This is a genomic window from Paraburkholderia bannensis NBRC 103871, assembly GCF_000685015.1.
In the GTDB taxonomy this organism is placed as follows: domain Bacteria; phylum Pseudomonadota; class Gammaproteobacteria; order Burkholderiales; family Burkholderiaceae; genus Paraburkholderia; species Paraburkholderia bannensis.
The window spans coordinates 379285-401182 of the sequence record NZ_BAYA01000001.1; the positions used below are offsets into that span (position 1 = coordinate 379285).

Consider the following 21898-nt stretch of genomic DNA (forward strand, 5'->3'; position numbering starts at 1 on the left):
GGCGGGTTTTAGCCTGCGCAGAAGGCCTCGATCAGCCGCGCCACGGCCTCGGGCTGATCGTGGTGAACCATGTGTCCGGCGTCCTCGATCAAGCGCTCACGCCAGTCGGGGAAGGCCTCGAAGCGCTTCTTGAACACGTCGATGGGCACCTTGCCCGCAATGCGCGCAAGCGTCTCGGAATTCGTCGCTTCAACGTGCAGCACCTTTGCGCTCACGCAGGCCCAGACGGCCATGATTTCTTCGAGCCGGTAGAGCACCGGATTGACCATCTTGTGCGCGGGATCGCCGAGCAGCATGTAGCCGCCCTCGCCTTTCTCGCCCGTTACCGGTTTCGACCAGTGCTGAGCGAGGAAGCGCGCCCGCGCGGGCAGCAGGCGCGGATTGGTTTTGGTCAGGCGTGCCGCCACGTCCGCGAGCGTCGCGTAGGGGCGCAGTTGCGGCGGCTTGCGCATCTCGTCGAGCCAGTCGCGCACCCGCCCCGGCGCCTGCGCAGGCACCGCCGCGGGCAAGCCGAAGCCTTCCAGATCGACCACGCGCCGCACGCGCTCGGGCCTCACGCCCGCGTAAAAGCACACGACATTCGCGCCAAGGCTATGCCCGACCAGGTTCACCTCGCCCTGCGGCGCGTAATGGTCGAGCAGTGCGTCGAGATCGGCGACGTAATCGTGGAACCAGTAGCCGCCGCCGCCCTGTTGCGCCGCGGGCCAGTCCGACAGCCCGAAGCCGCGCATGTCCGGCGCGATCACCTGCCAGTCGCCGCCCAGCGCGTCGACGACGAACTGGAACGACGCCGCCACGTCCATCCAGCCGTGCAGCATGAAGAGCACCGGCGCGTCCTCAGCGCCCCAGCGGCGCACGTGCAGGCGGATACCGTTGACGGTGACGAATTCGGATCGGGAGAGGTTCATTGCGCTCGCAGAAAAACGAATGATCGTTCGATTATATCGACACCGTCTGACAGATGGGCCGGCGCGCTGTCATTTTTCGGCGGCGTCCTGGGCGATCAGCGCGTCGAGTTCGGCTTCGTCGAAGCCCGCCGAGCGTCGCGCTTCGACGTTGAACGGGCCGCGCATCCTGGGCGCGTGATAGCGGGCAGCAAGTTCGAGCCAGGCCGCATGCGGATCGAGCCCGCGCTGGTCGCACAGGTAGCGGAACCAGTGATTGCCGATGCGCACATGGCCCACCTCGTCGCGCAGGATGATGTCGAGGATCGCGGCCGATTCGTGATCCTGGGCCTGCGTCAGGCGCGCGCGAATCGGCGGCGAGGCGTCCAGCCCACGCGCCTCCAGCACGCGCGGCACCAGCGCCATGCGGGCGAGCACGTCGTCGCAGGTTCGCTCGCACATCTCCCAGAGGCCGTTATGCGCCGGGAAATCGCCGTAATCGTGGCCGTAGTCCCCGAGGCGCTGGCGCACCAGTGAAAAGTGGTATGCCTCTTCCGCCGCGACCTTGAGCCAGTCGGCGTAAAAGGCGTCGGGCATGCCCGCGAAGCGCCAGACGGCGTCGAGCGCGAGGTTGATCGCGTTGAATTCGATGTGCGCGAGCGCATGCAGCAGCACGACGCGCCCTTGCGGCGTGCTCATGCTACGGCGCTGGAGGCTGCGCGGCTCGACGAGGTCGGGGCGCGCCGGGCGGCCGGGCAGATCGGCGGGCGTTTGCAGCGCGTGCGCCGCGCCCCACATCGCTTCGCCATGCGCGGCGGCTTCCAGCGTCAGCGCGTGCAGCGCGGCAACGGCCTGCGTCTTGGCAAGGGGATCGCGCTCGCGCAGCGCGTCGAGCGCGGCGGCGCGCCAACTGGCGCTGGCCGACAAGGGTTGAGCGGATTCGGCGGCGGCGGAAAACACGGAACTCATCGCAAAACTGACAGAAATCGGCAAGACACTCGGGCGAGCGGGAAAATTGCGCCCCCGGAAGCATTGGGCGCAACCGTTTACAATACGCGATTCACCCGCACTGCGCCGCCTGCGCCCTGTCCGGTATCGGGACAAGACGCGCAGGCCGCAGCCACCGCAAGAAAACAGGAGACGCAACACCGTGGCCATCTACAAGCTTGGCGAAGCAGCGCCCACCATTCACGAAAGCGTGTTCGTGGCGGACAACGCCACCATCGTCGGCAAGGTCGAACTCGCCGAGGACGCGAGCGTCTGGTTCGGCGCAACGCTGCGTGGCGACAACGAGCTGATTTCGGTCGGCCCGCGCAGCAACGTCCAGGAAGGCGCGGTGCTGCATACCGACCCCGGCTACCCGCTCACGCTCGAAGCCAACGTGACGGTCGGCCATCAGGCCATGCTGCACGGCTGCACGGTGAAGGAAGGTGCGCTCATCGGGATTCAGGCGGTGGTCTTGAATGGCGCGGTGATCGGCCGCAACTGTCTGGTTGGTGCGGGCGCGGTGGTCACCGAAGGCAAGGTATTCCCCGACAACTCGCTGATTCTCGGTGCGCCCGCAAAAGTGGTGCGCGAACTGACCGAGGCAGACATCGCCGGCCTCAAGCGCAATGCAGATGTCTACACCGAGCGCCGGCAGTATTTCAAGGCGCAGCTCGTGCGCATCGGCTAAAGGCCTCTGGGTCATCCAGGCCTTGCCGCTGTGCGACGCGGGCCGCGCCGCCAGGAACGAAACGAAGGAAAAGATTGTGAACGACCAGTTGCAAAAATTCATGTTCAGCGCCGCGCCGGTGCGTGGCGAGATCGTCTCGCTGCGCAACACGTGGCAAGAGGTGCTCACGCGCCGTCAGTACCCGGCCCCCGTGCGCACGGTGCTCGGCGAGATGATGGCGGCTTGCGCCCTGCTCTCGGCCAACCTGAAGTTCGACGGCACGCTGATCATGCAGATCCTGGGCGACGGCCCGGTGCGGATGCTGGTCGTGCAGTGCAGCTCGGATCTGTCGATGCGCGCGACCGCGCGCCTGTCGGACGGCATCGCCGCCGACGACGCATCCGTGTTCACCGAAGACCTCACGCTCGACAAGCTCGTCAACGCCAGCGGCCAGGGCCGCTGCGTCATCACGCTCGATCCGGCCAACAAGCAGCCCGGCCAGCAGCCGTATCAAGGCATCGTGCCGATGAACGGCGAAGACGGCCCGCTCGCGTCGATCGCCGAAGTGCTCGAACACTACATGCATCATTCGGAGCAGCTCGACACGCGTCTGTGGCTCGGCGCCAATGACGACCGCGCGGTAGGCATGCTGTTGCAGAAGCTGCCGGGCGACGGCGGCATCGTGCCGCACCCGCACGAACTGGACGCGGATACGTGGGAGCGCGTGTGCACGCTCGGCGGCACGTTGTCGCGCGAGGAACTGCTCGAACAGGAGCCGGAAACGCTGTTCCGCCGTCTCTTCTGGCAGGAGAACGTGCAGCACTTCGAGCCCACCGGCACGCGCTTTTCGTGCAGCTGCACGCGCGAAAAAGTGGGCGCGATGCTCAAGATGCTGGGCCGCGAGGAAGCCGAAGGCGTGATCGAAGAGCGCGGCCACGTCGAGGTCCATTGCGACTACTGCAACCAGCGCTACGAGTTCGACCCCGTCGATGTGGCGCAACTTTTCGCGACTCCGGGGCTCTCAGAAGGTGTGTCCCCCGCCGCGGACCAGCGTCATTGAAGTCGGCCTTCTCCGGTTCAAGACGCGTGGCCGGGCAGCATGGGACGCTTTGTCCGACTGGGGAAGGAAAAGACATGAACAAGGACTTCGGGGCCAATTTCACCGAATTCGCTGAATTCACTGAAAGACCCGCCGCAAGGCGATCCGGCCGCACGCGCTTTGCCGTCGCGGCCGCCGCGATGCTGGGCGCGGGCATCGTGCTGACGAGCGGTTGCACGCTCGATCCACCCGGCCCGTCGCCGATCTACAGCCGCCTGCCCGCGAATCAATCGGGCGTAGCCGCCACGGCGCCGGCGCTCTCGCCGCAAGAGCTCAAGCGTTACGACGCGATCGACCAGCAGGCGCTCAACGAGCAGGCCCAGGCGATGGCCGCCGAAGCCGCTGCTGAAGCCTGGGCGCGCGCTTATGCGCCGCCGCCCGTCAGCGTCTACGGCAGCTACTCCTCTGGCGGCTGGGGGCGCGGCTGGGGTGGCGGGATCGGCTACGGTTATCCCGGTTGGGGTTGGGGCTGGTAAGTCCGCGTCGCTCGCATTCTGGCGAGCGCAGCGCAAATAAAAAGCGCGACATCCTTGCGGATGCCGCGCTTTTTTTGTGCTTCTGCAACGACGAGGCTTAACCCGCCTTCTTCGCTTCCTTGCCATGCCCGTGCCGTTTTTCAGGCACGCGCGACACCGGGTTCGGCACGACCTTCACCGGCGTGGACATCTCGCCGCGAGTCGAGGTATTCGATGAGCCGGCGGGCGTCGCGGGCAAGGGCTGGTTCGGCGAAACGAACTGCACGAACACCTCGCCGTCCTTCACCATGCCCATCTCATAGCGGGCGCGCTCTTCGACCGCCGCCGTGCCGTTCTGCAGATCCTGCACTTCGCCCGCGATGCGTTCGTTGCGCAGTTTCTCGTCATCGTTCTGCTTTTGCTGCTGGGCAAGCTCGCCTTGCAGCTCGTGCACGCGCAGCCAGCCGCCATGGCCCCACCAGAGCGGATACTGGATCAGCACAAGCAGGATGATCAGGACGACAGTGACGAGCCGCATGAGTAACTAGAGCCGGATAAATACACGCCGCCCTGCGCTTGACGCAGGGCGGCGGAAGGGATTGCGAAGTGGGACAGCAAGGCCGCTGCCGGGGTTCAGTTCCGCTTAACGCAGGTTATAGAACGCCGACTTGCCCGGGTAGCTGGCGATATCGCCGAGGTCTTCCTCGATGCGCAGCAGCTGGTTGTACTTCGAGATACGGTCGCTGCGCGAGAGCGAACCGGTCTTGATCTGACCGGCGTTCAGGCCGACGGCGATGTCCGCGATGGTCGAATCTTCGGTTTCGCCCGAGCGGTGCGAAATGACAGCCGTGTAGCCAGCGCGCTTGGCCATTTCGATGGCGGCGAAGGTTTCCGTCAGCGTGCCGATCTGGTTGATCTTGATGAGGATCGAGTTGGCGATGCCCTTCTCGATGCCTTCCTTCAGGATGCGCGTGTTGGTGACGAACAGGTCGTCGCCCACGAGCTGAACCTTCTTGCCGAGCTTTTCGGTCAGCAGCTTCCAGCCTGCCCAGTCGGACTCGTGCATGCCGTCTTCGATCGAGACGATCGGGAACTTGTCGGCGAGCGTTGCGAGGTAGTCGGCGAATTCAGCCGACGACAGTTGCAGGCCTTCGCCCGCCAGCTGGTACTTGCCGTCGTGGTAGAACTCGCTGGCTGCGCAGTCGAGTGCGAGCAGCACGTCTTCACCGGCGCGATAGCCTGCCTTTTCGATCGCTTGCAGGATCGTCGAGAGGCACTCGTCGTTGCTGCCGAAGTTCGGTGCGAAACCGCCTTCGTCGCCCACGGCCGTGCTCATGCCGCGATCCGAGAGGATCTTCTTGAGCGCGTGGAAGATTTCCGCGCCGCAACGCAGCGCTTCGCGGAACGTCGGCTGGCTCACCGGCACGATCATGAATTCCTGGATGTCCAGGCTGTTGTTCGCGTGTGCGCCGCCGTTGACGATGTTCATCATCGGCACCGGCAGTTGCATCGCGCCCGAACCGCCGAAGTAGCGGTACAGCGGCAGGCCGGCCTCTTCAGCAGCAGCCTTCGCAACGGCCATCGAGACAGCCAGCATCGCGTTCGCGCCGAGACGCGACTTGTTGTCGGTGCCGTCGAGTTCGAGCAGGGTCTTGTCGAGGAAGGCTTGTTCCGACGCGTCGAGGCCCATGATTGCCTCGGAGATTTCGGTGTTGATGTGCTCGACAGCCTTCAGCACGCCCTTGCCGTTGTAGCGGCCGGCTTCGCCGTCGCGCAGTTCGATCGCTTCACGCGAGCCGGTGGATGCGCCCGACGGCACTGCCGCGCGGCCCATCGTGCCCGATTCGAGCAGCACGTCGCATTCGACGGTGGGATTGCCGCGCGAATCCAGAATCTCGCGACCGATGATATCTACGATTGCACTCATGGTTTCCTCAGGAAATGACAGTAATTCTTGCGAGACACACGCCTTGTGCATCGTCCGGCGCAGCGCAGCTTGCGCTTGCGCGGGACACACCGTCACTGGGACAGGCGGCGTGGTCGTCGGGTTCAACTTGTTGCGGCGCGAGGGTTACGCACTACCGTAACCGCTGCGCCGCCACGCTGCCTTGTACATCTGGCGCGGCGCGCTGGCCGTCCTGTGCAGCATGGCATCGCTTCATGACACCTGCTGCACCGGCGGGTCGCGCGCTGCGGCTCCTCCATCGCGCCGCTCATGCAATCGAAGCGGCGCGTGATGCTATAGAACTCCGCGATCGAATCTCGCGGTCAAGCTATACGACACAACACGCGACGCGCGTGAAGCGCGCCGGTGCCTTACTGCGTGAAACTGTTCAACCCGTGCTGTTCAACCGGTCAGTTGAAGTCGTTCTCGAGGAACGGCGTGCGCTTGACCGCCTGGTCGAGCGTCACGAGCGTTTCGAGCAGGTCGGCCATGCGGTTCAGCGGCACGGCGTTCGGGCCGTCGGACTTCGCCTGCGCGGGGTTCGGGTGAGTCTCCATGAAGAGACCCGCCACGCCCGTGGCCACGGCCGCGCGCGCGAGCACCGGCACGAATTCGCGCTGGCCGCCCGAGCTCGTACCTTGACCGCCCGGCAACTGCACCGAGTGCGTGACGTCCATCACGACCGGCGCTGCCGTCTCGCGCATGATCGCGAGCGAGCGCATATCCGAAACGAGGTTGTTGTAACCGAACGAGACACCGCGTTCGCAAGCCATGAAACGGTCTTCGGACAGACCCGCTTCACGCGCCGCGTCGCGCGCCTTGTCGATCACGTTCTTCATGTCGTGCGGTGCGAGGAACTGACCTTTCTTGATGTTCACCGGCTTGCCCGAGCGGGCGCAAGCGTGGATGAAATCGGTCTGGCGGCACAGGAACGCAGGCGTCTGGAGGACGTCCACGACCGAGGCCACCGGCCCCACTTCCTCTTCCGTGTGCACGTCCGTGAGCACGGGCAGGCCGAGCTGACGCTTCACTTCGGAGAGGATGCGCAGGCCCTCGTCCATCCCCAGGCCCCGGAACGACTTGCCGCTCGAACGATTGGCCTTGTCGAACGACGACTTGTAGATGAACGGGATGCCGAGCTTCGCGGTGATTTCCTTCAGGCGGCCAGCCGTGTCGATCGTCATCTGTTCAGATTCGACGACACAGGTGCCCGCGATCAGGAAGAACGGCTTGTCGAGACCAACCTCGAAACCGCACAGATTCATGCTTTCTCCTCAGCGCGCGCCAGCTTGTGCGCGACTGCCGCTTCGACATAGGCCTTGAACAGCGGATGGCCGTCGCGCGGCGTAGACGTGAATTCCGGGTGGAACTGGACGCCGACGAACCACGGGTGCATCTCGCGCGGCAGCTCCATCATTTCCGGCAAATCTTCGCTCGGGGTACGGGCGCTGATGATAAGGCCGCCAGCTTCGAGCTTGGGCACGTAGCCGTTATTGACTTCATAACGGTGACGGTGACGTTCGTTCACGTCCTTGCCATAGATTTCCGCTGCGAGCGTGCCGGGCTTGATCGGGCAACGCTGCGAACCGAGGCGCATCGTGCCGCCCAGATCCGAATCTTCGCTGCGCTTTTCGACCTTGCCTTCGCGGTCGGCCCATTCGGTGATGAGCGCAACGACGCGGTCGGGCGTATCCGGATCGAATTCCGTGCTGTTCGCGTGCTTCAGGCCCACGACGTCACGGGCGAATTCGATCACGGCGAGCTGCATGCCGAGGCAGATGCCGAGGTACGGCACCTTCGCTTCACGGGCGTACTGGATCGCCTTGATCTTGCCTTCGGTGCCGCGACGGCCGAAACCGCCCGGCACGAGGATCGCGTCCAGGTGCTTGAGGCTGTCCACGCCCTGCTCGTCGATCTGCTCCGAGTCGATGTACTCGATGTTGACCTTGGCCGACGTCTTGATCGACGCATGGCGCAGCGCTTCGATGAGCGACTTGTACGACTCGGTCAGGTCGACGTACTTGCCGACCATACCGATCGTGACTTCGTGCTGCGGGTGTTCGAGCTTCTCGACCATTTCCGACCAGATCGACAGATCGGCGGGCTTGGCGGAGAGCTTCAGTTCGTCGCAAACGATCGAATCGAGACCCTGGTCGTGCAGCATCTGCGGAATCTTGTAGATGCTGTCGGCGTCCCACACCGAAATCACCGAGTCTTCCGGCACGTTCGAGAACATCGAGATCTTCGCGCGCTCGTCGTCCGGAATGCGGCGGTCGGCGCGGCACAGCAGCACGTTCGGATAGATGCCGATTTCGCGCAGCTTCTGCACGCTGTGCTGCGTGGGCTTGGTCTTCAGCTCGCCCGCCGTCGCGATGAACGGCACGAGCGTCAGGTGCACGAAGCAGCAGCTGTTGCGACCGAGACGCAGGCTCATCTGACGAGCGGCTTCGAGGAACGGCAGCGACTCGATGTCGCCCACCGTGCCGCCGACTTCGACGATAGCCACATCCGGCTCGCCGCACGTCGCGGAAGCCGCGCCGCGTTCGACGAACGCCTGGATTTCGTTGGTGATGTGCGGGATGACCTGCACCGTCTTGCCGAGATAGTCGCCGCGGCGTTCCTTGCGGATCACCGATTCGTAAATCTGGCCCGTGGTGAAGTTGTTGGCCTTGCGCATCTTCGTGGTGATGAAGCGCTCATAGTGGCCGAGGTCGAGGTCAGTCTCCGCTCCGTCTTCCGTCACGAACACTTCGCCGTGCTGGAACGGGCTCATCGTGCCGGGGTCGACGTTGATGTAAGGGTCGAGCTTGAGGAGGGTGACTTTCAGACCGCGCGATTCGAGGATCGCGGCGAGGGAGGCGGCGGCAATACCCTTGCCAAGGGAAGAAACTACGCCGCCGGTGACGAAAACATATTTGGTCATCGCTGGATGCTCGCGGGAAAAACGGATTATACCGTAAAGCAAGGGCTAACCCTGAATTTTGCTTGAGCGCTTTGCACAAACGCGTGCGCCCCCGCTCTGCACACACGACATCCCCGCGCGAACGTCCGCACCTCCTGCCTGGCAGCCGATCGATCCCTTTGATCGGGCGCGCGTGCTGGCCGATTTTCAGCCGCCGTTCTCCATCGCGTAGAGCATGCGCTGCACGGCGCGGGCGGTCTCGATGGGCCGCTCCATTGGATACAGATGACTGCCTTCGATCCATTCGAGGCGCTCGCCTGCGAGACGCTGCGTCGCCGCAATGCCGACCTGGCGTATCTCCTTCGATTTCGTCCCGGCGATAAAGCTGATCGGCACCGGCGAGCCGTGCGCGAGACGCGTGCCGAACGTGTGAGGCAAGGTGCGGTAGATCAGATATTCGGTGCGGCGGTCGAAGGCGAGCGTGCGTGTGCCGTCGGCTGACGTCTGAGGAATACCGTGATCGATGTAGTCGGACAACACGCGCTCGTCCCACCGCGCGAACGCCGGCTTCGAGTGGAAGTGACGCCACGCCTCATCGCGGCTCGCCCATTGCGTGCGTCGCGTGCGCGTGGCCGCGGCGGGCGACAGGCGCTCGTCCAGCCCCGTCCATTGCGAGACCTTGAGCATGCTGCTGCGCCAGCCCGCGATCACAGGCGAGTCGAGCATCACCACGCCCCTCACCCACTGCGGCTTCCTTAGCGCCGCCATCAGCGACAAATAGCCGCCGAGCGAATGGCCGACCAGCCAGACCGGTTCTTCATAGCGGCGGCCGATGTCCTCCAGCAGTTGGTCGACGAGGTGCGGCCAGTCGCGCGTGACCGGAAAGCGCGTGTCGTGACCGATGCGCTCGATGTAGCGCAACTCGTAGGTATCGCCGAGTTCGGCGAAAAGCGTGCCGTAGGTCGAAGCCGGAAAGCCGTTCGCGTGAGAAAAGTGGATGACGTTCTTCAATGTCGTGTTGTCTCCGTTCCAGATGGCGGGTGCGGCAACCCGCGCCTCGCCTGCTGCCTTTGTTTGTCTTGTTGGTCTTGTTGGTCGTGCTGCGGCGCGAACTTGTGTTACCGAATGCGTTACTCATCGCGTCACTCATTCACCGTGTCCATCCAGTACCGCCGCTGCGTATCGCGAAAGCGTTCGACGGCAAGCGAACCTGGCGCGGCTTCGATGCGCACGGCACCATCGGCGTCGCTGCGCGCAAGCACGATATGGCGCGAGACGTAGCGCGCGTAGACGCCGGATTGCGGGTGATGAAAACGGTTCAGGTAGCCTACCTGAAATATGGCGACGAGCGGCCAGACAGAATCGAGGAACGGTTCAGTCGACGAAGTGCGGCTGCCGTGGTGCGGCACCACCAGCACCTGTGAGCGCAGACCCGCGGCGTCACGGGCGACCAGCGTGCGCTCGGCGCTGGCCTCGATATCGGCGGCAAGCAGAGCGGAGACCACGCCCCCGGCGCCCTGCGCGGTGGAGACGCGCAGCACGCAGCAATGCGTGTTGGGTTTGCCGGCAAGCGGCCCGGGATCGGGCCAGAGCACCTCGAACGCCACGCCGTCCCACTGCCAGCGCTGCCCGGCGGCACATTGCACGGTCTGCGCGCCCAGCTTGCGCGCGCTCGTCCAGAGTGGATGGCCCGGGAGGATCCCTGCAACAAAGTCACGCACCGGCACCGCATCGAGCACGGCGGGCGCGCCGCCTGAATGATCCGAGTCGTCGTGGCTGATCATGAGCGTGTCGAGCCGCCTTACGCCGTGCGTCTGCAAATAAGGCACGACGACGCGCTCGCCCGCGTGTGTGGACTCGGGCCCAGGCCCCGCGTCGAACAGCAGCGCATGCCGCGCCGTCTCGACCAGCACCGACGTGCCCTGCCCGATGTCCAGCGCCGTGAGTCTGAACGCACCCGGCGGCGGCCCGGCCGGCGATGTCAGGACAAGCGGCAACCCCATGAACGGCGCGAGCCAGCGCAACGGCCAGCCGCGCGGTGCAAGCAGCCAGGCGACGCCGACGACGGCGCAAGCCAGCGCCCAGAAGCCCGGCTGCGGCAGGCGAAGCAAGGCCCACGGCCAGCCTTCGAGCATCCCCAGAACGTCCAGCAGCCCGTTCAGCATCGTATGCGCCGCGTGCCACGCGTAGCCGTCGAGCGGCGCGGGCAGCGCCACGCCAGCCAGCACCATGGGCGTCACGAACATGCTCACCCACGGGATCGCCCCCGCATTCGCGAGCGGGCCGATCAGGGGGATCTGCATGAACCAGTACGCGGTCAGGGGCGCGAGCGCGAGCGTGACGGCCCATTGGACGCGGGCGCTATCGGCAAGCCTTCCTGCCAAATGATGGACAGACACGCGCCAACGGCCAACGAAGCGGCGGCAAAACTCTCGAATGCGTCCCACGCGCGCCGGTGTAGCGTCATGCTCGCGCATCGGATCGAGTTCGTCCGGCGATAGCGCCGTATCGTCAGCGCGACGCACGCGCGGCACACCGCTCGCGGCGAAAAGAATCGCAGCCACAGCGCCGAACGACAGCCAGAAACCGGGCGCGGTCACAGCCCACGGATCGCGCACGAGCACCAGCCCGAGCGCCCACGCCAGAACGTGGCTGCGCGACACTTCGCGCGAGCGCCACAGCGCCACCGCCGCGACCACGATCATCCAGAGCGCGCGCTGCACCGGTACATTAAAGCCTGCGAGCGCCGCATACGCCGCCGCAGCCACCACGGCGCCCGCCACCGCCACCTGCTGCGCGGGAACGATGAGCGGCGCTTCGACGCCTCGCCAGCGCGCGCGCCGCCAGAACGCGCCCGCAGCCCAGCCCGCCAGCCCGGCGACGAACGCCAGATGCAGCCCCGAGATCGCGACGATGTGGCTCGTGCCGGTGTTGCGCAGCCTTCGCCAGTCATCGTCGCTCACTGCGTCCTGCGCGCCGGTTGCCAGTGCAATGACGATGCCTCGATGCGGCTCATGCGCGAGCACGCTATCGATTCGCGCACGCACCGCCGCACGCGAGCGTTCGATGCGCACACCCAAGCCCTGCGCGTCGGGCAGCAGGCGAGTCGCGCGTTGTTCGTCACTCACATAACCTGTTGCGCGCACACCGCGGGCAAGCAGCGTGGCCTCGGCGTCGCGCAAGCCAAAGTTGCCCTCCGCATGCGGCCGCTTGAGCCGCACATTCAACCGCCAGCGCGCTCCAGGCACGAGCATCGGCAAAGCAGCGTCGCGAGCGACCCAGCTCAACTGCAGGAGATCCGGTAGCGTTTTCCCGTGGGAGCCCAGCACGCCCCACGACTCGACCGAAAACAGAAAGCTCGCAGCCGCCGCATCCTGGGCAAGCATGCGCGCGATATGGCCGGTCACTTCGATATCGCGCTTCTGCCACGCAGCGGGGAGTGTTTGCGCGAGACGCAGTTCCGCACGCCACGCCGCGTAACCGAAGCCGACACAAACCGAAGCCAGCCAGATCGCCAGCCACGCCGAAGCAACCCGAGCCGCGCGCGTGCCGCGCTCATCGTCATCGGCGCGCAGCACCCAAACGACCCATGCGATCAGCAGCACAACGCCCAGTACAAGGCCGAGCCATACGCCCGCGCGAGGCAAGTTCGCCTGACGCTGCAACACGATCACGCCCAGCGCAAATCCGCACCACACAGCCCGCATCGCCCCTCCTCGCCCGAGGCAAAACGCGAGCCGCGTGACGTCGTTCAAGCAACGTCACGTCATCGCTTTCAGGCGCAAAACGCGCCTCACCTCACGAGGAAATTATGCAGATGAAAGTGCGAGCCGCGGCAGCGCCGCCGCAGCGTTAGCCGTTGTGCCAAGGGCGAGTTCCTCGGGCGTCATGCCGCGCAAGGCCGCCAGCGCGGCGCCGATGCGCGGCACCTGATCCGGCGTGTTGCGCTGCTTGTAGAGCCAGGACGGCGAGATATCGGGCGCGTCGGTTTCCATGACGATCGCTTCCAGCGGCAACTGCTCCGCAAGACGGCGGATCTGCAACGCGCGCTCGAACGTCGTGTTGCCGCCAAAGCCCAGATGCATGCCCTGCTCGATAAACGCATTGGCCTGCTGAAAACTGCCGTTGAACGCATGCGCGATCCCGCTGCGCACGCCATTGCGGCGCAAGCCCGCGAGCACCTTGTCCTGCGACTTGCGCACGTGACAGATGGCCGGCAGCTCGAACTCGCGCGCAAGCTTCAGTTGCGCGTCATAAAAGTGCTGTTGCCGCGTCTCATCGAGACCCGGCACGAAAAAATCGAGACCGATTTCACCGATGCCGACGAACCTCGGATCGCCGAGACTCGCCTCGATCTGCGTGCGCAGTTCGACGAGGTCTTCATCGCGCGCATTCGGCGTGTAGAGGGGATGGATGCCCAGCGCGTAGACCGCGCCGGGCGTGCGATGCGCAAGCGCGCGCACGGTGTCGAAATTTTCGCGCGCGACCGCCGGAATCACGATGCGCGACACACCTGCTGCGCGCGCGCTCGACGCAACCGCATCGCGGTCTGCGTCGAACTCACCGGCGTCGAGATGGCAATGCGTATCGATCCACATGACTGGCCCGCGCTAAAAACCGCGCCGCTTAAACCGGCACGACCGGTTCTTCGTGCAGCATGCCGTCGCGCAGACGCACGATGCGGTCGCAGCGCGCCGCCAGATCGGCGTCGTGCGTGACGATCACGAAGCTCGTGTCGAACTGGTCGGACAGCTCCATCATCAGATTGAAGACGTTGTCCGCCGTGCCGCCGTCGAGGTTGCCGGTCGGCTCGTCCGCCAGCACGCAGGCAGGCTTCGTCACGAGCGCGCGCGCGATGGCCACACGCTGGCGCTCGCCGCCCGACAGCTCGCCTGGACGATGGCGCGCGCGATGGGCAAGCCCCACGCGATCAAGAATCGCCAGCGCCTCGGCGCGCGCCGCTTCCTGCGGCATGCGGCGAATCCGCAGCGGCATCGCCACGTTGTCGAGCGCCGTGAATTCGGGCAGCAGATGGTGGAACTGATACACGAAGCCGAGCGCGCGATTACGCAAGTCGTTGCGATCGCGCTCGGAGAGTTCGGTGAACGGCTTGCCCAGCAGCTTGACGTTGCCGGTGCCCGGCTCGTCGAGGCCGCCCAGCACATGCAGCAGCGTGCTCTTGCCCGAACCCGACGCGCCCACGATCGCGAGCTTTTCGCCGCGCTTCACCGTGATATCGGTGTCGTGCAGCACCTGCACGGAGAGCGCACCCTGGCCGAATACCTTAGAAATGCCATGCGCTTCGATCACATAAGGGTAATCGCCCGCCGCGGCTTGAATCGATTGACGCTCATTCATAACGCAGTGCCTCCGCGGGACGTACCTTGGCCGCGCGCCAGCTGGGATAAAGCGTCGCCAGCGCGGACAGCACGAACGCAATCAAACCAATGCGGATCACGTCGCCGGGGACGAGTTCCGAGGGCAGCTCACTGATGAAATAGACCGACGGCGGCAGGAACTGCACGCCGAGCAGATGCTCGATCATCGGCACGAGCCACGGAATGCTCCACGCGATCAGGCAGCCGAGCGCGACGCCGATGGCCGTGCCCACGAAGCCGATCGTCACGCCCTGCACGACGAAGATCTTCATGATCGAGCCGGGCTGCGCGCCGAGCGTGCGCAGAATCGCGATATCGGCCTGCTTGTTGGTGACCGTCATCACGAGCGACGACACCAGGTTGAACGCAGCCACCGCGATGATCAGCGTGAGGATGATGAACATCATGCGCTTCTCGATCTGCACGGCCGAGAACCAGGTCTTGTTCTGCTGCGTCCAGTCGCGAATGTAGAGATCGCCCGAGAGCGTGTGCACGAGCTGGCGCGCCACGGCCGGCGCGCGCTGCATGTCCTTCAGGCGCAGACGCACGCCACTGGGCGCGGCAAGGCGATACAGCACTTCGGCGTCGCGGATATTGACGAGCGCGAGCGTGCTGTCGTACTCGTAGTGCCCCGATTCGAACACGCCCACCACCGTGAACTGCTTCAGGCGCGGCAGCATGCCGGCCGGCGTGATGGTGCCTTCGGGCGCGACCAGCGTGACCTTGTCGCCGGCGGTCACGCCCAGACTCGTGGCCAGATCGGCGCCCAGCACGATATTGAAGCCGCCCGGCGTCAGATCGTTGAGGCTGCCCAGCTTCATCTCCTTGCCGATGTCCGAGACCTGCGGCTCTTCGGACGGCTCGACGCCGCGCAGCGCCACGCCGCTTACGCTGTCGCCGCGCGTGAGCAACGCCTGGGCGTCCACGTAGGGAGCCGCGCCGATCACCTCGTTATTGGTCTTGGCTTCCTTCGCCGTGAGCTGCCAGTCGGGCATCGAGCCCGTCGGCGAGAAGATCTCGACGTGGGCGAGCACGGACAGCATGCGGTCGCGCACGTCGCGCTGGAAGCCGTTCATCACCGAGAGCACGACGATCAGCGCCGCGACGCCGAGCGCAATGCCCGACATCGAAATCAGCGCGATGAACGAGATGAAACCGTTGCCGGTCGTGCGCTTGCCAGCGCGCGTGTAGCGCCAGCCTATCTGCCATTCGTAGGGAAGTTTCAAGCGAATCCTTTTGTGCTTCGTTGCTTCTGCTTCGTCGATGCGAGGCGCATTCGCGGCGCATTTCACAATATTGCGTGCCGGAGCAGATCGGCGATCAAGCGCGAAGTTTGCCACACTACCGCCCCCTGAAGGACTTTGCGGCATGGCGACCGGCGATGGGCGCCTCGCTTCGCGCTCCGGTAATTGGACGCGCAAGCCGCACACAGGTGCCGCGCGATTTTGTATCAGTGCGTTTGTAAGCCGCTGATTTGTATGGATCTACGCGAGCGCGACGCATTTTGCACAGATCCCCGCGCCCGGAGTTCCGAGCCTCGCGCACCCGGCTCCGAAGTACAATGCGCTCCATCATGCCTGCCGACCGTCTCCATCTTCTCGTCCCGTTCGCGCTGCCCTCGGCGGCCGTGGCGTCCACCGCCCTCGCCGGCCTCCATTACCCAGCGCTGTCGAAGCTGATTGCGCGCGCTCGCCTGGGCGACCAGGTGATCGGCGAGGACTTCCAGCGCACTCTGCCGCACGAACGCTGGGTGGCACGCGCGTTCGGCGCGGCAACGCCAGGTTCGGCTGCCAGGTCGAACGGCGCGGCCGCCGACGACGAAGCGCCGCTCGCCCCGTGGATGCTGCTCGCCGACGGCGGCGCGCCCGGCGACGCCACCTGGGCCTGCATCCAGCCGGTGCACGTACGCATCGCGCACGACCATCTGGTGCTGATCGACCCCGCCTCGCTCGGACTCACCGACGCCGACGCCGCTGCGCTCTACGCAGTCGCGAAGCCGCTGATCGAGGAACTCGGCATCCGGGTCGAAGCGCCCACGCCGCAGCGCTGGTACCTGTCGAGCGATCAGTTCGGCACGCTCGCGGGCGCGTCGCCGCTGCGCGCCAGCGGCCGCAATATCGAAATCTGGCTGCCGCACGAAGCGCATTCCGGCCAGCGCTCGCGCACCTGGATGAAGGTGCAGAACGAAGTGCAGATGGCCTGGTTCGAGCACCCCGTCAACGAAGCGCGCGAGGCGCGCGGCCTGCCCGCCGTCAACTCGATCTGGTTCCACGCTCAAGGCGCAATACGGCCCGTGCAGCGTGCGTTCGCGCGCGTGCGCTCGGACGCCGCCGCCACGCGCGGCCTCGCGCTCGCTTCGGGCGCGGAACTCGGCGCGGTGCCCGCGACGTTCAACGAACAGACTGCTGCAAACGGCATCAGCTCGGGCGCGACGCTCATCGAGCTCGATCCGTTCTCCGCCGCTTATATCCAGCAGGACTGGGGCCGCTGGAACGCCGCCTTCGCCCAGCTGGAGCGCGACTGGTTCGCGCCCGCCCTGGCCGCCATCGAAAACGGCGAACTGGCCGAACTGGGCGTGACGCTGTGCGGCGACACGGGATCGGTGACGCTCAACGCCACGCGCGGCGATCTGCGCAAATTCTGGCGACGCCGCGAATTCGCGTCGCTGTTCATCGAATAACCGTTCGAATAATCGTTTCACTTCACGCTAAAAGCGCCCTCGCATGACCCGAATCGTCACCCGCGCCTGTTCCCCCGCCGATACCGAAGCGCTGATCCGCCACGGCCTGCATCCGGTGCTCGCCCGGCTCTACGCCTCGCGCGGCGTGTGCCAGCCCGACGACATCGAGACCGGCCTCGCCCGCCTGATTCCGCCTGCGGGCATGAAGGGACTCGCCGAAGCCGCAGAACTGCTCGCCGACGCGCTCGAAGCGGACTGCCGCATGCTGGTGGTCGCCGACTACGACTGCGACGGCGCGACCGCCTGCGCGGTGGCCGTGCGCGGCCTGCGCATGATGGGCGCGCAGATCGACTATCTGGTGCCGAACCGCTTCGAATACGGCTACGGCCTGACGCCCGAGATCGTCGCGCTCGCCGCACAGCGCAAAGGCGGGCCGCCCGATGTGCTGATCACCGTCGATAACGGCATCGCCAGCGTCGAAGGCGTGGAAGCCGCGAACGAACTGGGCATCGAAGTGCTCGTGACCGATCACCATTTGCCCGGCGACACGCTGCCGGACGCGCGCGCCATCGTCAATCCGAACCAGCCGGGCTGCGAGTTTCCGAGCAAGTGCATCGCCGGTGTGGGCGTGATGTTCTACACGCTGCTCGCGCTGCGCGCCGAGCTGCGCAAGCGCGGCGCGTTCAATGAAGAGCGCCCCGAGCCGCGCCTGGACGGCCTGCTCGACCTGGTGGCGCTGGGCACCGTCGCCGACGTCGTCAAGCTCGACAGCAACAACCGCGTGCTGGTCGCGCAAGGCTTGCAGCGTATCCGCAATGGCCGTATGCAGCCGGGTATCGCGGCGCTGTTCCGCGCTTCGGGCCGCGAAGCGAAGACCGCTTCGGGCTTCGACATGGGCTTTGCGCTCGGGCCGCGTCTGAACGCGGCGGGCCGGCTTTCGGACATGTCGCTCGGCATCGAGTTGCTGACCACCGACGACGCGGGCCGCGCGTGGGAGCTCGCCCAGCAGCTCGACGGGATGAACCGCGAACGCCGCGAGATCGAAGCGGGCATGCAACAGCAGGCGCTCGCGGATCTCGCCGACGTCGATCCGCAAGGCAACGCCACGATCACGCTCTTCAACGAAGGCTGGCACCAGGGCGTCATCGGCATCGTCGCGGGCCGGCTCAAGGAGAAGTTCCACCGCCCGTCCTTCACCTTCGCACCCGCCGACGACAACGGCGATATCGTGAAAGGCTCGGGCCGCTCGATCCCCGGCTTCCATCTGCGCGACGCCATCGACCTGATCTCCAAGCGCGAGCCGGGCCTGATCCACAAGTTCGGCGGCCACGCGATGGCCGCGGGTATGACGCTCGCCGCCGCCGACGTGCCGCGCTTCGCCGAGGCATTCGAGCGCGTGGGCCGCGAGTGGCTCAGCGCCGAAGCGCTCGCACGCACCGTAGAAACCGACGGCGATCTGGAAGACGCCTATTTCACGCCCGATTTCGTCGAGATGCTCGATGCGGCGGTCTGGGGCCAGGGCTTTCCGGCGCCGGTTTTCTCGGGCGAATTCGAGGTCGCGTCGCAGGCACTCGTGAAGGACAAGCACCTGAAGCTGCAACTGCTGCGCGGGCGCCAGCGCTTCAACGCGATCTGGTTCAACCACACCGAAACGCTGCCGCAGCACACCACCGTCGCCTACCGCCTCGTGCGCGACACCTGGAACGGCGTTTCGCGCGTGCAACTGGTCGTGGAACACGCGGCGCTCTGACCCTCTCATACGTCCGCTTCGACTCCGCTTCCATCCTGATCCCCGCATCGCGCCAAAACTGGCCCGCGCCCTCCTCCGCGCGGGCTGGAGGCCGGGCCAAGCCATGCTCAATCGGCTATAATTGCGTGTTTTACACGCCGGATCACGACAAAAATGGAAGCGGAACGTCTCAACGCGATCGAAGCCCTTTTGGCGGACCTGCGCTCACGCGCGGGCGAGCTACGGGGGTATCTTTGACTACGACGTAAAAGCCCGACGGCTCGTCGAAGTCAATAGCGAACTCGAAGACCCCAACGTCTGGAACGACGCGAAGCACGCGCAGGGTCTCGGCAAGGAAAAGAAGCTGCTCGAAGGCGTCGTGCACGTGCTCGACGGTATCGAGAACGACACGCGCGACACCCAGGATCTCTTCGAGATGGCGCGCGAAGAAGGCGACGAAGACACGCTCGTCTCCATCGAAGCCGATGCGCAAGCGATCGAAGCACGCGTCGCCGACGTCGAGTTCCGCCGCATGTTCGCGAACCCAGCCGACCCGAATAACGCCTTCATCGACATCCAGGCCGGCGCCGGCGGCACCGAAGCCTGCGACTGGGCCTCCATGCTGCTGCGCCAGTACGTGCGTTACTGCGAGCGCAAGGGCTTCAAGACCGAAGTGCTCGAAGAATCGGAAGGCGACGTCGCCGGCATCAAGAGCGCAACGATCAAGGTCGAAGGCGAGTACGCCTACGGCTTCCTGCGCACCGAAACCGGCATTCACCGTCTCGTGCGCAAGTCGCCGTTCGACTCGTCGGGCGGGCGTCATACGTCGTTCTCGTCGGTGTTCGTGTATCCGGAAATCGACGATTCGTTCGAGATCGAAGTCAATCCGGCCGATCTGCGCATCGACACCTACCGCGCTTCGGGCGCGGGCGGTCAGCACATCAACAAGACCGATTCCGCCGTGCGTATCACGCACGTGCCGTCGGGCATCGTCGTGCAGTGCCAGAACGACCGCTCGCAGCACCGCAACCGCGCCGAAGCCATGGCCATGCTCAAATCGCGCCTCTATGAAGCCGAAATGCGCAAGCGCCAGTCGGAGCAGGACAAGCTCGAAGCGGGCAAGTCGGACGTGGGCTGGGGCCACCAGATCCGCTCCTACGTGCTCGACAACAGCCGTATCAAGGATCTGCGCACCAACGTCGAAATCAGCAATACCAAGGCCGTGCTCGACGGCGATCTCGACGCCTTCATCAGCGCAAGCCTGAAACAGGGCGTGTAACAGCGTTTAAGCCTTTATGCGCCACGGCGGCGCCGCCAAGCGGTTGCCGCCCTCTTCCTCAGCCCCGCATCGTCACGATGCGCGGCGCTGCGGGAACCGAACTCAAAGAACCCGAGCCATCATGACCGAACCGACCCAGCAGAACGCGCCCAGCGCCGCGCCCGACATCGACGACAACCAGATCATCGCCGAGCGCCGCGAGAAACTGCGCGCGCTGCGCGAGGCGGGCGTCGCCTTCCCGAACGACTTCCGCCCCACTCACCACGCCGCCGACCTGCAACGCGACCACGCCGATACGGACAAAGACGCCCTCGAAGCGAATCCGCTCGAAGTCGCCATCGCCGGTCGCATGATGCTCAAGCGCGTGATGGGCAAGGCAAGCTTCGCGACGGTGCGCGACGGCTCGGGCCAGATCCAGTTCTTCATCACGCCCGCCGACGTGGGCGACACGACCTACGACGCCTTCAAGAAGTGGGACCTCGGTGACATCGTCGCCGCGAAGGGCGTGCTGTTCCGCACCAACAAGGGCGAGCTGTCGGTGCGCGTCACCGAACTGCGCCTGCTGTCGAAGTCGCTGCGCCCGCTGCCGGACAAGTTCCATGGCCTGTCGGACCAGGAAATGCGCTATCGCCAGCGTTACGTCGACCTGATCGTCACGCCGGAAGCACGCGACACGTTCGTGGCGCGCACCAAGGCGATCTCGTCGGTGCGCCGCTTCATGTCGGACGCGAACTTCATGGAAGTCGAAACGCCGATGCTGCACCCGATCCCGGGCGGCGCGGCGGCCAAGCCGTTCGTCACGCACCACAACGCGCTCGATATGCAGATGTACATGCGTATCGCGCCCGAGCTGTACCTGAAGCGCCTCGTCGTGGGCGGCTTCGAGCGCGTGTTCGAAATCAACCGGAATTTCCGTAACGAAGGCGTCTCGCCGCGTCACAATCCGGAATTCACGATGATGGAGTTCTACGCCGCGTACACGGACTACACGTGGCTGATGGACTTCACGGAACAGCTGATCCGCCAGGCCGCCATCGACGCGCGCGGCAGCGCCACGCTGACCTATCAGGGTCGCGAACTCGACCTGTCGAAGCCGTTCCATCGTCTGACGATCGTGCAGGCAATCCAGAAGTTCGCGCCGCAATACACGACCGAACAGCTCGCCGATGCTGCGTTCCTGCGCACTGAACTGAAGAAGTTCGGCGTGGACGCGAACCAACCGCAGTTCCTCAACGCAGGCGTGGGCGCGCTGCAACTGGCCCTCTTCGAAGAGACCGCCGAATCGCAGCTGTGGGAACCGACCTACATCATCGACTATCCGATCGAAGTCTCGCCGCTCGCGCGCGCATCGGACACGCTGCCGGGCATCACTGAGCGTTTCGAGCTCTTCATCACGGGCCGCGAAATTGCCAACGGCTTCTCGGAGCTGAACGATCCGGAAGACCAGGCCGCGCGCTTCAAGAAGCAGGTCGAGCAAAAGGACGCCGGCGACGAAGAAGCGATGTTCTACGACGCCGATTACATTCGCGCGCTCGAATACGGCATGCCCCCGACGGGCGGCTGCGGTATCGGCATCGACCGTCTGGTGATGCTGCTCACCGACAGCCCGAGCATCCGCGACGTCATTCTCTTCCCGCACCTGCGCCGCGAAGACTAAGTCATTGACGGACTACGCCGCCCTCTCGCGAGGGCGACGCGCCAGACGGGGCGCATGCGGTTCACGCCGCATGCGCCCCGTTTCTTTTGTTTCGGCGCTTCTGTCCGGGCGCTCGCGATTGTCAATTGTTTGTAACCAGCGGTAAAAGCTGCCATCCTGGCTCGCCCCGGCACTGGGCATATCAATTGCGCATCCACGGGAATCCACGCCATGCAAGGCTGCGCAGCGAGGTCGAT

General features: G+C 65.3%; 18 protein-coding genes. 7 read left to right on the forward strand and 11 right to left on the reverse strand.

Going from position 1 to position 21898, the window contains the following annotated elements; translation table 11 throughout:
• Positions 1-8 precede the first annotated feature (8 nt).
• Both BBA01S_RS01700 and BBA01S_RS01705 read right to left on the reverse strand, forming a co-directional pair.
• Positions 9-908: an alpha/beta fold hydrolase gene (locus BBA01S_RS01700; RefSeq protein WP_027814918.1), complete on the reverse strand. Its 900-nt coding sequence runs from the start codon at positions 906-908 to the stop codon at positions 9-11.
• Positions 909-977: 69 nt separating this feature from the next.
• Positions 978-1853, reverse strand: coding sequence for a ferritin-like domain-containing protein (locus tag BBA01S_RS01705; protein ID WP_042295598.1), 876 nt, complete (start codon positions 1851-1853; stop codon positions 978-980).
• A gap of 181 nt (positions 1854-2034) precedes the next feature.
• Between BBA01S_RS01705 and BBA01S_RS01710 the strand changes: the two genes are divergently transcribed.
• From BBA01S_RS01710 to BBA01S_RS39675, 3 genes are all read left to right on the forward strand, one after another.
• Positions 2035-2559 (forward strand): gamma carbonic anhydrase family protein, encoded by a 525-nt coding sequence (locus BBA01S_RS01710; RefSeq protein ID WP_027814920.1) that lies wholly within the window; start codon positions 2035-2037, stop codon positions 2557-2559.
• A 76-nt stretch (positions 2560-2635) separates the two neighbouring features.
• On the forward strand, positions 2636-3598 hold the full coding sequence (gene hslO / locus BBA01S_RS01715; protein ID WP_027814921.1) for an Hsp33 family molecular chaperone HslO: 963 nt from the start codon (positions 2636-2638) through the stop codon (positions 3596-3598).
• A 179-nt stretch (positions 3599-3777) separates the two neighbouring features.
• A complete protein-coding gene (locus tag BBA01S_RS39675; protein WP_042295725.1) occupies positions 3778-4113 on the forward strand; it encodes a hypothetical protein in 336 nt (111 codons plus the stop codon).
• A gap of 97 nt (positions 4114-4210) precedes the next feature.
• Here the strand turns inward: BBA01S_RS39675 and ftsB are convergent, their stop codons facing one another.
• The 9 genes from ftsB to BBA01S_RS01765 all read right to left on the reverse strand — a co-directional run bounded on the left by ftsB (position 4211) and on the right by BBA01S_RS01765 (position 15543).
• Positions 4211-4630 carry a cell division protein FtsB gene (ftsB, locus tag BBA01S_RS01725; RefSeq protein WP_027814922.1) on the reverse strand — a complete coding sequence of 140 codons (420 nt, stop codon included), beginning with the start codon at positions 4628-4630 and terminating at the stop codon, positions 4211-4213.
• A gap of 105 nt (positions 4631-4735) precedes the next feature.
• Positions 4736-6019 (reverse strand): phosphopyruvate hydratase, encoded by a 1284-nt coding sequence (eno, locus tag BBA01S_RS01730; RefSeq protein ID WP_027814923.1) that lies wholly within the window; start codon positions 6017-6019, stop codon positions 4736-4738.
• Between the two features lie 428 nt (positions 6020-6447).
• Positions 6448-7302 carry a 3-deoxy-8-phosphooctulonate synthase gene (gene kdsA, locus BBA01S_RS01735; RefSeq protein WP_027814924.1) on the reverse strand — a complete coding sequence of 285 codons (855 nt, stop codon included), beginning with the start codon at positions 7300-7302 and terminating at the stop codon, positions 6448-6450.
• On the reverse strand, positions 7299-8960 hold the full coding sequence (locus tag BBA01S_RS01740; protein ID WP_027814925.1) for a CTP synthase: 1662 nt from the start codon (positions 8958-8960) through the stop codon (positions 7299-7301). Before BBA01S_RS01740 ends, kdsA begins: the two co-directional genes overlap by 4 nt.
• Positions 8961-9146: 186 nt before the next feature.
• On the reverse strand, positions 9147-9950 hold the full coding sequence (locus BBA01S_RS01745) for an alpha/beta fold hydrolase (RefSeq protein WP_027814926.1): 804 nt from the start codon (positions 9948-9950) through the stop codon (positions 9147-9149).
• A 131-nt stretch (positions 9951-10081) separates the two neighbouring features.
• A complete protein-coding gene (locus BBA01S_RS01750) occupies positions 10082-12646 on the reverse strand; it encodes a ComEC/Rec2 family competence protein (RefSeq protein WP_027814927.1) in 2565 nt (854 codons plus the stop codon).
• A 102-nt stretch (positions 12647-12748) separates the two neighbouring features.
• Positions 12749-13537, reverse strand: coding sequence for a TatD family hydrolase (locus tag BBA01S_RS01755; protein ID WP_027814928.1), 789 nt, complete (start codon positions 13535-13537; stop codon positions 12749-12751).
• A 28-nt stretch (positions 13538-13565) separates the two neighbouring features.
• Positions 13566-14297, reverse strand: a complete 732-nt coding sequence (locus BBA01S_RS01760) for an ABC transporter ATP-binding protein (RefSeq protein WP_027814929.1) — start codon at positions 14295-14297, stop codon at positions 13566-13568.
• Entirely contained in the window at positions 14290-15543 is a 1254-nt protein-coding gene (locus tag BBA01S_RS01765; protein WP_027814930.1) for a lipoprotein-releasing ABC transporter permease subunit, read from the reverse strand. Before BBA01S_RS01765 ends, BBA01S_RS01760 begins: the two co-directional genes overlap by 8 nt.
• 335 nt (positions 15544-15878) lie before the next feature.
• Here BBA01S_RS01765 and BBA01S_RS01770 point away from each other — a divergent pair, with 335 nt between their 5' ends.
• From BBA01S_RS01770 to lysS, 4 genes are all read left to right on the forward strand, one after another.
• Positions 15879-16997 carry a hypothetical protein gene (locus tag BBA01S_RS01770; RefSeq protein WP_027814931.1) on the forward strand — a complete coding sequence of 373 codons (1119 nt, stop codon included), beginning with the start codon at positions 15879-15881 and terminating at the stop codon, positions 16995-16997.
• A gap of 43 nt (positions 16998-17040) precedes the next feature.
• Positions 17041-18747, forward strand: a complete 1707-nt coding sequence (recJ, locus tag BBA01S_RS01775; RefSeq protein ID WP_027814932.1) for a single-stranded-DNA-specific exonuclease RecJ — start codon at positions 17041-17043, stop codon at positions 18745-18747.
• A 153-nt stretch (positions 18748-18900) separates the two neighbouring features.
• Positions 18901-20005 (forward strand): peptide chain release factor 2 gene (gene prfB / locus BBA01S_RS45650; RefSeq protein WP_156965816.1). Its coding sequence is split into 2 segments (ribosomal slippage): positions 18901-18981 and positions 18983-20005, totalling 1104 coding nucleotides; the frame shifts between segments, so codons are not numbered across the junction.
• Positions 20006-20126: 121 nt separating this feature from the next.
• Complete coding sequence (lysS, locus tag BBA01S_RS01785; RefSeq protein ID WP_027814934.1) at positions 20127-21662, forward strand: lysine--tRNA ligase; 1536 nt, start codon at positions 20127-20129, stop codon at positions 21660-21662.
• The last annotated feature ends 236 nt before the right edge of the window (positions 21663-21898 follow it).